Origin of the sequence: Vibrio diabolicus (assembly GCF_011801455.1) — a bacterium.
GTDB classification, from domain to species: Bacteria; Pseudomonadota; Gammaproteobacteria; order Enterobacterales; family Vibrionaceae; genus Vibrio; species Vibrio diabolicus.
The window spans coordinates 1,424,239-1,437,056 of the sequence record NZ_CP042451.1 but is presented as its reverse complement, the minus strand read 5'-3'; the positions used below and the strand labels follow the sequence as shown (position 1 = coordinate 1,437,056).

The 12,818-nt window shown below is 40.1% G+C and carries 16 protein-coding genes; 1 reads left to right on the top strand and 15 read right to left on the bottom strand.

What is annotated here, in order from left to right; all coding sequences use genetic code 11:
- Nucleotides 1-482 precede the first annotated feature (482 nt).
- A complete protein-coding gene (locus tag FR741_RS23630) occupies nucleotides 483-785 on the top strand; it encodes a hypothetical protein (protein WP_101958703.1) in 303 nt (100 codons plus the stop codon).
- 198 nt (nucleotides 786-983) lie between these two features.
- On the opposite strand, the gene FR741_RS07060 is transcribed toward FR741_RS23630, so the two are convergent.
- The 15 genes from FR741_RS07060 to FR741_RS06950 form a co-directional block, all read right to left on the bottom strand.
- Nucleotides 984-1,484, bottom strand: coding sequence for a GNAT family N-acetyltransferase (locus tag FR741_RS07060; protein WP_167426505.1), 501 nt, complete (start codon nucleotides 1,482-1,484; stop codon nucleotides 984-986).
- 183 nt (nucleotides 1,485-1,667) lie between these two features.
- Entirely contained in the window at nucleotides 1,668-2,021 is a 354-nt protein-coding gene (locus FR741_RS07055) for a hypothetical protein (protein ID WP_167426504.1), read from the bottom strand.
- A 144-nt stretch (nucleotides 2,022-2,165) separates the two neighbouring features.
- Nucleotides 2,166-2,564, bottom strand: a complete 399-nt coding sequence (locus tag FR741_RS07045) for a DUF6232 family protein (protein WP_017058505.1) — start codon at nucleotides 2,562-2,564, stop codon at nucleotides 2,166-2,168.
- 672 nt (nucleotides 2,565-3,236) lie between these two features.
- Nucleotides 3,237-3,809 carry a hypothetical protein gene (locus FR741_RS07040; RefSeq protein WP_145473845.1) on the bottom strand — a complete coding sequence of 191 codons (573 nt, stop codon included), beginning with the start codon at nucleotides 3,807-3,809 and terminating at the stop codon, nucleotides 3,237-3,239.
- Nucleotides 3,810-3,954: 145 nt separating this feature from the next.
- Nucleotides 3,955-4,539: a hypothetical protein gene (locus tag FR741_RS07030; RefSeq protein ID WP_050567843.1), complete on the bottom strand. Its 585-nt coding sequence runs from the start codon at nucleotides 4,537-4,539 to the stop codon at nucleotides 3,955-3,957.
- Nucleotides 4,540-4,678: 139 nt separating this feature from the next.
- A complete protein-coding gene (locus FR741_RS07020; RefSeq protein WP_025523526.1) occupies nucleotides 4,679-6,025 on the bottom strand; it encodes a hypothetical protein in 1,347 nt (448 codons plus the stop codon).
- A gap of 150 nt (nucleotides 6,026-6,175) precedes the next feature.
- On the bottom strand, nucleotides 6,176-6,544 hold the full coding sequence (locus FR741_RS07010; RefSeq protein ID WP_017449638.1) for a VOC family protein: 369 nt from the start codon (nucleotides 6,542-6,544) through the stop codon (nucleotides 6,176-6,178).
- Nucleotides 6,545-6,692: 148 nt separating this feature from the next.
- Entirely contained in the window at nucleotides 6,693-7,019 is a 327-nt protein-coding gene (locus tag FR741_RS07000) for a hypothetical protein (RefSeq protein WP_140272641.1), read from the bottom strand.
- Nucleotides 7,020-7,169: 150 nt separating this feature from the next.
- Nucleotides 7,170-7,646, bottom strand: a complete 477-nt coding sequence (locus FR741_RS06990) for a GNAT family N-acetyltransferase (protein WP_025613395.1) — start codon at nucleotides 7,644-7,646, stop codon at nucleotides 7,170-7,172.
- 155 nt (nucleotides 7,647-7,801) lie between these two features.
- A complete protein-coding gene (locus FR741_RS06980) occupies nucleotides 7,802-8,407 on the bottom strand; it encodes a hypothetical protein (RefSeq protein WP_167426502.1) in 606 nt (201 codons plus the stop codon).
- Between the two features lie 159 nt (nucleotides 8,408-8,566).
- Nucleotides 8,567-9,157, bottom strand: a complete 591-nt coding sequence (locus FR741_RS06975; RefSeq protein ID WP_167426501.1) for a hypothetical protein — start codon at nucleotides 9,155-9,157, stop codon at nucleotides 8,567-8,569.
- Between the two features lie 171 nt (nucleotides 9,158-9,328).
- Nucleotides 9,329-10,333 (bottom strand): S66 family peptidase, encoded by a 1,005-nt coding sequence (locus tag FR741_RS06970; protein WP_104973951.1) that lies wholly within the window; start codon nucleotides 10,331-10,333, stop codon nucleotides 9,329-9,331.
- Between the two features lie 750 nt (nucleotides 10,334-11,083).
- Nucleotides 11,084-11,374: a YkgJ family cysteine cluster protein gene (locus FR741_RS06965; RefSeq protein WP_079879636.1), complete on the bottom strand. Its 291-nt coding sequence runs from the start codon at nucleotides 11,372-11,374 to the stop codon at nucleotides 11,084-11,086.
- Between the two features lie 207 nt (nucleotides 11,375-11,581).
- On the bottom strand, nucleotides 11,582-11,992 hold the full coding sequence (locus FR741_RS06960) for a cytidine deaminase (protein WP_167426500.1): 411 nt from the start codon (nucleotides 11,990-11,992) through the stop codon (nucleotides 11,582-11,584).
- 149 nt (nucleotides 11,993-12,141) lie between these two features.
- The gene (locus FR741_RS06950; RefSeq protein ID WP_167426499.1) at nucleotides 12,142-12,681 is read right to left on the bottom strand and encodes a hypothetical protein; all 540 of its coding nucleotides are present in this window, start codon (nucleotides 12,679-12,681) and stop codon (nucleotides 12,142-12,144) included.
- Between the last annotated feature and the right edge of the window lie 137 nt (nucleotides 12,682-12,818).

Sequence of the window (12,818 nt, the reverse complement as noted above, 5' to 3'; positions counted from 1 at the left end):
GTTTAACCAAAAGATTACAGTTTATCTTTAGTTTGAAATGTGTCTCACAACACCATACTTCGGAGATGTAAGTTCGCCGAACTAATCGCGAATGCCTTATATTATTAGAAGGCTTTGTGCCGCCTTTCACATCAGTAAACTTAAGTACCAAATTTAAATTAGTCGCATTAGCTAAATTAAGGAAACCAACCGAACACGCTAGACCTCTGGACCTAGAAACCGTATCAATGTGCTTTCGTATTTTCTGCGCCAGTTAACGCCCTGCTAAGGGGTGAGCAACGCAATACCGATGTCGCCGCATACCACCTTAATCACTAAATTCAACGCATAGTAAAAATGCCACGCGTTGCGAATCCCTCTTGAGCAGTTTGTTAGTCGCGAGGCACCGAGCGACAATTTTAAGCCGAACAAAACTTTGCGAACAACAAACTTTATGTGCTTTGATGCATTTAAGTCAGGCCTAGTCTCAAAGCGGCTACTCAATGAAACCACTTAGAACAAACAACGTCGTAGAAAACGGACTGACAACACCAAAAAGCGCTTTTGGAAAGCCAATCTCACAGTACGGACTTTCAACAAAGTCACTGAAACCACGTGGAACTTACCACACCAGAGAAAACGTCATTTCAGCGAGTAAATCGGCTTTTGTACCAACAAACTCACCGAGCGGAGTTGCAACCAAAAACAAACTCTCGATTGCCCTGCTCTGTCAGCACCAAAGAACAAAACAATCGCTAGGACACTTGCAAAATTTTGGACTCAAAACAGCTAAAACTAAGTTCTAAGGGTCGACGATGAATCTGTGTTCCAAACAAACTGCTGCTAAATTTTAAGCTCAGAAACATGATTTTGATTGCTAGCTTTTTCTGGCGACTAACGCCGCGTTAAGGTGTGAGCGACGCTTGGCTATACTTGAGCGAAGCGAAACTGCCAAGCGTTGCGAATCACTCTTAAATGCCTTGTTAGTTTTTGCTACTCAACACCTACAAAAACTTCTCTATGAGGACTTCGTCTACGTATTCCCCGCGAACTTTTGCATGCTTCTTCGCAGTACCTACAATTTCAAAGCCTTGTTTAAGATAAGTTGCCAAAGCTCGCTCATTATCACTACGGACGTAAGCAAATAGCTTTTCATAGCCCTTTTGCTTTGCAACTTCGAATGTCGAGTTGAAAAGCTCTTTTGAAACACCTTGACCACGAGCATTTTCACTGACAAACGTACCAATTATGCCCACGTGGTCAAAAGCTTTTGTGTATTGTGCGAACGGCTCAATATTTTGGAAACCAATAACCGTTGAGTCACTTCCGGACAACGCAACTGTAAACACACCGCGCTCAGGAAATTGAGCAATAAACTCTTTTTCTTCTTCAGGGGTAAAGGTTGTGTCCAATACTGTGTATAAGCCTTCAATAATGATGGGATTGAGGACATTTGTAATGCCTTCAGCATCATCGAGAGTCACATGACGTACAACTAAACTCATGCAACTTAACTCCTATTGTAATTGGAATTGCTTTGTACATGAGTTCAAGATTTCCGGCAACAACTAACGCCCAATTAAGGGGTGAACAACGCCTCCACCCAACCTAAAGCACTGTGCCATAAACACTAAATTTGAAGTAGAAGCAAAAATGCCAAGCGTTGTGAATCCCTCTTAAATTGCTTGTTATGTAGCGATGCTCGCTAGGATGCAAACCAAGAATGCAGGCACCCCAGATATAAGTAGCTTGATGCAAAAAACTGTGTTTTCTGAAAACCGTTCTTCATCAACTTCATCCGCTACAGTACGGTCAACCATAGAATCTGTAACCGTATCAACTTTGTCGTCGGACTGCCCTATACCACCTAGAGGCGGGTACATGAAAAATAAGGCGGTTGTTCCCCATAAAAGCATTACGATGAAAAATGCGTAGTCCGACACAAACTTAAGTCCAAAGAAGCCTGTAGACATCTCAAGACCAACAACTATTACGGCTGCTATTACATTCGCAACCAATACAAATCGAACTAAACCAAGCATTTATACTCCATTTCTTACCTAGCTACATAACGCCTTGTTAAGGTGTGAGGCACGCAATACCGAAGGTTCCGCATAACACCTTAACCACTAAAACCAACGCATAGTAAAAATGCCACGCGTGCCGAATCACTCTTGAACAATTTGTTATACGAATTTCTTCAGTGCCAACACTTGCTGTTCAAATAACTCACAATCTGACTTTGAGTATGACTTAGCGACATTAACCCATTGAACGCCCGTTTCATCTATGTGGCGAAACTCGACTTGAAGTGCATATTTAGAACAACGAAAAAGAGCAAAAACCAAACCTACAACCGTCAGACTAAGAACTAAAACTAGTAGCCATTGTGGCACCTCTTCCAACCTTGGAATAACTAACCAAACTGCCCCTGAAAAAACACACACCCAGAATAAAACTTGACCTAAATTATCAAGAAAACTTAACTTTTTAACCCTAACATTGTTTATCTTAGACAAAGGATATGAGTCTTTCTTAAACCTGAACTCTTTTGAATCCAAGTTAAAATCAGTACTTTTGTACATAATTTCCCTCTATTCGTATAACGCCGCGTTAAGGGGTGCCGGCACGCAATACATAAGCCTCTGCATAGCGCCGTAAACACTGAACCCAACGCATATTAAAAATGCCACGCGTGCCAAATCCCTCTTGAACGCTTTGTTATATGCGAACGTTCAAGCCTGAGATTTTAAGCCAAGCCATACTTTGAAACCATGGTTTTTTATGTGCTTTGATGCATTTAAGTCAGGCTTTGACTTGCAGCGACTTGCCACTGAAACCACGTGAACGCACCACACCAGAGAAAGCGCCCTTTCAACAAGCAATTCCGCTTTTAAAAAGGCAAACACACAGAGCTGAGTTTCAGCGAAAAATTTCGCTCAAGTTGACCTGGTATTATCAGCTCCAAAGAAGAAAACCACCGATAAACGGCATGCCGAAACTGAGTCACTAACCGAAGAAAACGAGAATCAAAACCGGAGAAATCTGACACTCCAAAGCCAAAACCAGGTGATGAAAACTGAGATTTTTAACCTGAATTTTTTGGCTTTCTTCATCTGGCATATAACGCCCAATTAAGGGGTGAGCAACGCTACCACCCAAACCTAATGCATTGTGCCATAAACACTTAATTTGAAGTAGAAGCAAAAATGCCAAGCGTTGCGAATCCCTCTTAAATTGATTGTTATACGTTTTTCTCAGAGAGGGCCATGATCATTAAGCGCGTTTCTAAATTGGTGTAACGTGCGGATCGCCTTATTATAGTCTTGCATAGTGTATTGTTGGTATTCCCTATCCGAAACTAAAACTATATGAATATTATTTCTTTGGTCCCAAAGCCAGTCCAAATCATTCTTTAACGATTGTTCGATAACTTTTTTCTCAACAAGTATTTCGGTTCTGCGCTTGTAATTGTTCCTACCCCCATGCCCGTGAAGATAATTTTTTCCTATTGATTCGACTATGTTGCCTATTATTGAGATACCTTGCTTAATCAGCATTTCTTGGGCAGTTCCTTGAATATTTGTTCGATTCAACATCCAGCGATAAATATCCGTTGAAAGCAACGCATAGGAAATATTGTCTTTTAAAATCGAACAAGTGAGGAAGCTATATCGTGAACGATGCTCATCACAACGTCTTATATATCCATATGGAAAACGAATTTTCGCATCATCATGGTTGCCATCTCCTAAATAATCCTGAATTTGCTGTAGCTTTTGAGAAACCTCATTTGCTGCCAATTTTAACTCTTCATCATTTTTGATCACTGTTTCCTCCTTGAAACGTATAACGCCCTGTTAAGGGGTGAGCAACGCAATACAAAAGCCGCCGCAAACCGCCTTAAACACTAAAATCAACGCATAGTGAAAATGCCACGCGTTGCGAATCCCTCTTGAACAGTTTGTTATGCAATCATTCCGAGCGATTTCTAAGTTCATTTCGGTCATGAATTTGTTGATTCCATTCTGAGATTTTGTAACTGCATTCTTGATCAAAATCACTCAAGGCATGTCTGGTTTGGTAAATTTTTTCAACTATTGCATCTAGTGATTCAACAGAAAATTGGCATAGCTCGTGTTCAAGCCCGTCATTTCCGACTTTGAACTTAACTTGAGTATATCCGTCTTCATCTGTGTATTCCCAATTGGCATGAACTACTTTATTCCTTAGTACTCCACATTCTTTGAGGCTAGATATCAAGGGCTTGTACTCTTTGATATCCCACCCAAAGCCACGAATGAAATCATCATTAAACTTTTTAAATAGATCAACTTTCGTTGAATACATCATGGAATGTAAGACAAGTAAGCCTTTTTGATCTGATCGATCAGAAAATGTCTCGCATAGCAGACTATCGAGACTTGCCTCTAACGCATTAAAGGCAACAACTATTTCACCAATTATTGGCAAAAAGTCTTGTATCATCTCGTAGCTATTTTCCGTATCACCCAATCCGTCCAGTATATTCTGCCCGACTGGTGTCTTTTTAATTTTCATACTGAACCCTAACTATGTTGCATAACGCCCTGTTAAGGTGTGAGCAACGCAATACCGAAGCTTCCGCATACCACCTTAAACACTAAAACCAACGCATGATAAAAATGCCACGCGTTGCGAATCACTCTTAAACAGTTTGTTAGGAATATGCCTCCACTCCATAAAACATTCTCAGTATAAAGGGACGAAAGTAAGAATGAGATGTCAAATAGTCAACTCCGAGATAAGGCATATCTCCATGAATCGGATGGTTTTCGAGACCGACTTTTTGACAAAGGTCATAGTCTAATTGCATTACGTCATCATAGAGAACTCTCAATAGTCCTGTTGGTTTTACCAAAAAATTATGACAAAAAACGTCTTCTAAAAGTTCCGACTGATAACTGCTCCAATCAAGAAAGCCCTGATCGATATGACCTTCTTTACCATCAATTGTTTTAGTAGCAGATTCCACAACCCTTCTACCGATTATAAATAGCTGAGAACTCCATACTGAGTATAAATTGGACATAACATATTCAGAATCCTCGGAGTTAATACCTTTAGGGATAAGTTCATTGATATTCGGAAGAAAAGCTAATGGATGCGGAATATCTTCTGGTTTTGCTTTGTGACATTCCACTAAATGCTGTGCTCCTCCAACAGCATAAGGGTTCAAGCCAACCAATACTAACGAATTGGTATATGGAAGATGGTCTGCTAACTCTGACCAAGTTTGAGAGCAATAGGTAAAACCATGGATGCCTGCTTCTTCCATTTGTTGTGCTGCTTGAGCAGCAACACTATTAAATTGTTCAATCAACTCAGGGCTTGGGTTCTTGCCTTTTGCTGCATCCCAACGCTCTTCGTCGTATTCCCACACAATTTTACAAACACTAAAATTGTTTTCATTAAAAGCTACATTGCTGAACTTAGCTAATTCGGAATCTGTTGGTACCCACAGCTTTAATTTTAATGTAGTAATGTCCTCGGGATCTTCCAACTCAGGTATTAGAGCGACAATCTGGCGATTATCAAACGTTAAGCTCTGTATCACCGCATCTCTAGCGATACGAGTTTTCATTGGTGATATGAGAATATAAACGCTATCTTCTCTACTCATTGCAGGAAATAAGGTAGTCAGGTGGTTTGAATAAGCGAGCAACTCTGTAAACGCCTGTCTCTCTGTTTGAGAGCTTTTCTTTAGTTCGACGATTGCTAGTCCAGTATCACCCGGAAAAGTAGCAAGGAAATCAGCCCTAATCGTAGAGTTTGATTTTTGCTCAAGAGGAACTTCACATCCCATAAGCTCTATACCAAAGAGTTTAGAGTGAAGCTTATTTAACTTTTTGTTAATGCGATTACGGATTAGTGATTGCGCATTCACATCAGATAAGTCGTCTTTAAAGGAAACTTCAACTAAGTCATGAGTTTCATCCAAGAAAGAAGAAAAATTTTCTCTATTTTCCCAGATGTAGTTTTGTATTTCTTTTTCTGAAAATTTCATCCGATTTACCTTATATTCCTAACGCCCTGTTAAGGGGTGAGCAGCGCAATACCGATGCTTCCGCACACCACCTTAAACACTAAAAACAACGCATAGTGAAAATGCCACGCGTTGCGAATCCCTCTTGAACAGTTTGTTAGGGCGCAGAGCCTATTGATACACGCTGACTTCTATTAAGTTTTTATCAAGATCCAAAAAATAGACCGATTGGATTGCACCAACAGCTCCTGATTTTTCGACTGGACCCTCAATGATTTTGACATTTTCTTTGACTAAATGATTTACCACTGATGTCAACGGCCAATCTGAAACTAAGCAAACATCACCTGAACCAACATTAGCTACATTTCGTGGTTCTTGACCAAGAAGCTGAAAGTTAATCTTTTGATTTCCGAACGTTACTGCCTTACGGCCATTGGCAAAAGTTACTTCTTCCATGCACAAAACCCGTTTATAAAAGTCCACTGATTTTTCTATGTCGGAGACTGTGAGAACAATATGATCTATGTGATGAATCATCATTTTACTCCTTGCGCCCTAACGCCCTGTTAAGGTGTGAGCAACGCCATACCGAAGATACCGCATACCACCTTAAACACAAAACGCAACGCATAGCAGAAATGCCAAGCGTTGCGAATCACTCTTAAACAGATTGTTATGTAAATTTTCACAATTCACTTAAAGCATCCAATAAATTTTTACGATATAAATCTCTGTTATTTATCGCATTCACAAGTTCGTGATTCTGTTCTGGGATTAATTTACCCTGATTTCCTGTCTTAGCGATCTCTACGTGAACATCGTACCAATGCTGATAATGACTGAAAAAATCCTGAATTTTATCAAAAACATTTTTATTGATATTACTTATCTCAGTTAATAACTCTCCAGAAGATTTCCAATCAACATCTTGAATATTCAGTTCTCTTGAGCAACGTTTTACTACATCATTGAATAAGATCTTTAAGTCTTCTGGACCAATATACATGTTCATTTCGATTTCCTTCTATTTACATAACGCCCTGTTAAGGGGTGAGCAACGCAATACCAAAGCCGCCGCATACCACCTTAACCACGAAATTCAACGCATAGTAAAAATGCCACGCGTTGTGAATCCCTCTTGAACAGTTTGTTATACGATGCCTCACAGCAAGCGCTGAAACTGACCGTTTTTAGCTTTGAAACCTAGCTTATTAAACAAAGCTTGAGACCGAAAGTTACCCTCATCAATATCTGCATACAATCTTTCAATGCCCAAAGATTTAGCATGATAAAATAATAAACTAAGAGCTTCCGACATATACCCTTGTCGCCAGTACGATGAATTTAGTAAGCATCCGACCTCGCAGGAATCACCGTTATCACTAAAACTATGTAAGCCGCAGGTTCCAATAACTTTGTTTGTCGCTTGAACCATAATCGCCCATTCCAACGATTCACCTGATTTCTCCAGCCGGACGACGCTTTCTAGCATCTGAACTATCATATCTTTCGATGTGAAAACTGGGTCAGAGGCAAATTCCATTGTTTGAATATCACCATAAATTTCAAACAAATCATCAGAATCATTCGTTTGAATTGACCTCAAAACAATTATACTTCCGTGTAAATCAGGCTTCATTTCTCTCCTTAATCGTATAACGCCCTGTTAAGGTGTGAGCAACGCAATACCGATGCCGCCGCATACCACCTTAAAAACCAAACGCAACGCATAGTGAAAATGCCACGCGTTGCGAATCACTCTTAAACAGTTTGTTAAGGTGATGGTTAGTCAACTTATGTAGGTAATATCCAAGTTTCTCCCCAAAATACACCATATATGCAATATGTTAAGAGAATTAACCCTGAAATAATTATAAATATCGATGCGTTTTTGTGAAAATTATGTTCAGAAAAGATCTTCGGTATCCGCACTGAATAGAATGAAAATAACGCAATAAAACCGAACAAAACAACAACAACTGCACTCGCATTAAGGTAGGAAAAGTTTAAGGAAGATAAGAAAGCAGGGATAGCTAACCCTACAAATACACCACTAATAATAGAGCATGCCCCAAATATGACTTGGTTAATTGAACGAAGAACTTTACCTGCGTACTTTTGGACATAGGAAAATTTATGGAATATCGCGCAAATTGATCCGACAAAGAAAATAGTATAAAGCGAAAGTTTTGTTCCATTGAATTGAAAAAACTCTCCAACTGTAACCTGAAATATTCCGAACCACCGTTCATTCGAACCCAACATTAAAAACCCGATTAAGGAACAGATAAACATTGGATCTAGCATCATTTGGAAATAAAGAGCTGTGGCTTTACCTTCGCTTAAATTGGCTACAAATCTACTTTCTGACCACTGTTCTTTGAAATCTTTCAAAAACATTGAACCTCTCCATTAAATTGAATCACCTTAACGCCGCATTAAGGTGTGAGCAACGCTACCACGAAACTTAACCATACCACTGTAAACGCGAAACCCAACGATGGGATGAAAAATGCCAAGCGTTGGGAATCACTCTTAAATGCTTTGTTAAGGCTCTGATTATAACTGTATCCACGCCCGTTCTATAGATGCGATCTCGGACTCTACAGAAATTGCAAAGGTGTCTGGGTTACCTGTAAAGCGATACATTTTCTTTGTTTGTACGTCTAAAACAGCATAGTTGTAACTGTTATCATCAAATGCGGATAACATAGTAAAGCAAATATAGTTTGCTCGATCCTGAGTCATCCTGTCATTTACACTGAAATACAATTTGATCACGTAATCCACACCATCAATATTTAGATTTAACTCGGGATTACATACAATTTCGGTTTTACTTGATAAATAGCTTTCTCTTACAGGCTCGTACCAACTGATGTTTTTTCCTTTAGCCCATGTAACGAAGCTTTTTGCTAACGAGGAATAATTACCTTTCTTATCATTTGGCATTTTTTCAGCTAATTGCTTAAGCTCAATTAGCTGACCTTTATGCTTCAAGATACTAACAATTTTATCACGAAACTTTTTATAGTAGTCAGCACTAGGATGGTATGGCTTTTGATTCTTTTGCTTTTTTATTAAGTTTAACTTTTTTGTTCCGCTTTCAGTAGCAATCGCGGAAAACTCTTTTACAAATATCTTAGGCATCGCTTTCTTCCTTTTGGAACCGAAAGCACATTTTACCAGATATGATACCGATCGCTTTGCTACCGATCTCAATACTGAGCCTTAACGCCGCATTAAGGTGTGAGCAATGCTTGGCTATACTTTGAGCGAAGCGAAAACGCCAAGCGTTGCGAATCACTCTTAAATGCTTTGTTATTTTGCTGTTACCCACTGGCTTTCAAGCCCAATGGTGTGGCTGTCAAAATCAATTGAAGCATGAACACCCAGAGGTGTAACCAGCATTGGATGCGTATGACAACTATCGAAACCGTAAAGTATAGGAACGTTTTTACCATTTAACACTTCCAACAAAACGTCAACCGGCGTGCGCCCCGTCCCTTTGTCATTAAACAGTTCATGCTTGCCTAATACAATTGCACCAACCTTTTCAAACACACCGCAAGCCATTAAATGGGCAAAAGAGCGCTCGACTGTTTCTATACCTTTGAGAGAGTCTTCAAGCAGGAGGATATCGCCTGGCTCTATCTTAGGCATATATTGGCTACCCCATATGCCTGCCATGGTATTCAGATTGCCACCAATTATACGACCACTAACTTGGCCATTACCTAAAAATTGCCATTCATTTACGTAACTAGTTTTTGGAGAGTCTTGAGTTTCCCAGTCGTGCTTAACATCTGTCCACGACGAAGGCATTGTGTACTGGTATGAGTCAGACTCCGAGCATAAGATTTCCAGAAAGGACTTAAGTGTTTCTTCAACTAAGGGAGGAAACTCACCAAATGATGCAACCAGTGCAGGACCATAAAAAGTAATAAGCCCTGTTTGAGCATAGATACCCAGTAGCAAAGCTGTTACATCAGAGTAACCAATGATAATCTTAGGATCGTTTCTGAGTGCTTCATAGTCGATGTAGGGCAATAGAGAATTACTATTGCTACCACCAATTGTAGACATGATACACCGTACATTAGGGTCACGGATTAATCGGTTAAACTCTTCTGCACGTTCTAGAATTGAGCCTGAGCGATATGAGTCAGAACAGCCAGTAAGATGACCCTCCACTAGCTCAAAGCCTTGAGACTCCAGACAAGATTTTGCTCGCCTGAAGCGATTTGGCGCAAAAGCCGTTGCTGGTGATGAGGGTGAGAAAAAGCCAATTTTATCACCAACTTTTAAAGCTTGTGGGAATATCACTTACCCTTATCCTCCATAATTAAAATAAGCAAAATAACGCCGCGTTAAGTGGTGAACAACGCCAACCACGAAACCTAATCCATTGTACCTTAAACACTAAACCTGACTGGAACTGAAACCGCCAAGCGTTGTGAATCCGCCTTAAACGCCTTGTTAGGCGAAGTTTCTCACCAGTATTTAAGTGGTTTTGAAAGCAGGTTACCTGAAACCCTATTACCAACCAAATGCACACAGACTTTTTGCGATTCAAGAACCACAAAAGTCACTATGTTACAACCTCACTTTTAACAACCACGAAATACGACCTTTCAGCGACAAAGTTGCTTTTAAACCTGAAAAACCTAAAGCTACGAAATGACAGCAAAAGCCAGAGCCTCGATTAACTTGCCTTTGCCACACTTTGAGCCAGTAAAACTCGCCACCAACCAGCACCAAAAATGAATGAGGCAAACCACGAACTTTGACATGTTTTACGATTGGAGGCATTCAAGAATTTGAGCCGACAACGCTTAATTGCCGACTTAGAAAAACGAATGCTCAAAGAGAACTAAGAAGATGAGAACACAGAACTTTTCTGCCCGTCGCCTAACGCCGCGTTAAGGAGTGAACAACGCCACCACCTAGCCTATATCATTGTGCCGTAAACAATAAAGCTGAATCAAACTAAAAATGCCAAGCGTTGAGAATCCCTCTTAAACGCTTTGTTATGGCTAACAACTCACGAATGACCTGCAAAATTAACCGACTGTTTTAGATGAACTTTACACGTTCATCTAAGCACTCATTAGAACCCATTTCGAATTCGCGGCATATCCAAGGGCGATTTTCATAAATTGTGCACATTAGAGTGTCTCTATCTAAGGCCGCACACCAACCATCATTTAATCGCATCATTGTTTCACCGCCATACTGGTCACGTGCGATGAACTCTTCAGGCACGCCAGTATCAGAGATAATCATAACTTCAAGACGGCAGCAGCAAGCTTTGCAGTTTGAGCAAGATATATTTGAGGAAGAAGGTGTATTAGTTGGTATAAGCATAAGTAACTACAGTTTAGTCAATTGTACATGATACCGTAAATTTGATGCTAACAACCTTCATTTCTGAGATTGCTTACCTTGTGAGCCATAACGCCGCGTTAAGTGGTGAACAACGCTAACCACCAAACCTAAGCCATTGTACCTTAAACACAAAATTCAACTTAAACTGAAATCGCCAAGCGTTGTGAATCCGCCTTAAACGCTTTGTTATAGCGCTTTACTGTTTACAAGTGACCAATGATGAGGCATTAATTCACGTATAGTTTTGAAAACCAATGCATTATCTGGAGTCGTAATAGCTGCTTTGACGTCCCCACCCCAGTGAACGAGGCGCTCTTGGCAAACTCCGCATGGTGACAAGATTAGAAACTCATCGTTCTCGCTTTCACGACATAGGCATAATGAGTGGGTCACTCGCTCATTGAGTTTATGAGCCTCTAAATAAGCTCCCACTTCCATACACAATGAAAGAGCATCATTTTTAGTATCAGGGGCAATACTTGTTAATATTTTTCCTGACTCAGTTCTAACAGCCGCAGCACCGCCCCACCCCGAAGGATATCGCGCACTTACTAGTTCTACTGCTGCTTGATAAAGCTCTTTTTCGATATTATCCATGACCATCCATATTCAATTTTATCGAGCGCATATAACGCCCAATTAAGGTGTGAGGCACGCAATACCGATGCTACCGCATACCGCCTTAATCACTAAAGCTAACGCATAGTAAAAATGCCACGCGTGCTGAATCACTCTTAAATTGTTTGTTATACATTTTTTTTGATGTGTTCAAATACCGCTTTTCGCCAATGAATTAAATGCGGCAAACAACCTGTAAGAGTAAGTTCTGAACTACCATTTAAATCTGATAGCAGGTCAGACAGAGGGTAATCAGCAGAATCTCTGGAATGCAATACTTCATCAATCGTCTTCTGTGATTTTGGTTTTAACTCTTGAAGCCAAATATGCCATTCAGGAGCGTGTTTCCAGTAATTTGCAGCAGAATGGATTAACCTTCCTACCGCTACGCCATTGCTGGTTCTAGGACCTAAGTCTCTGGCTAAACCAGGATCTATTTGTATATCTTGAAGAACATCGAATAGATACCTTTGCATGACGCAGAAGCCAACTCCAATTAAGTATTCCCCATGATCACAATAACTTTCTACTTCCCACACACTCGAACTTTCAATTTCTTTGTTAATGGACATCAGAGAGCTATCTAGCGACTCCAAGACACCTTTTAAATAACCGACTCCAAAGTCATGTAACTCAATACCATCTTGATTATTTGAAGTGATGATCATAGATGTACTCCCTAAATGTATAACGCCGCGTTAAGTAGTGAGCAACGCCACCACTAAACTTAACCATACCACCTTAAACACAAAGCCCAACGATGGAATGAAAAATGCCATGCGTTGGGAATCTGTCTTAAACGCTT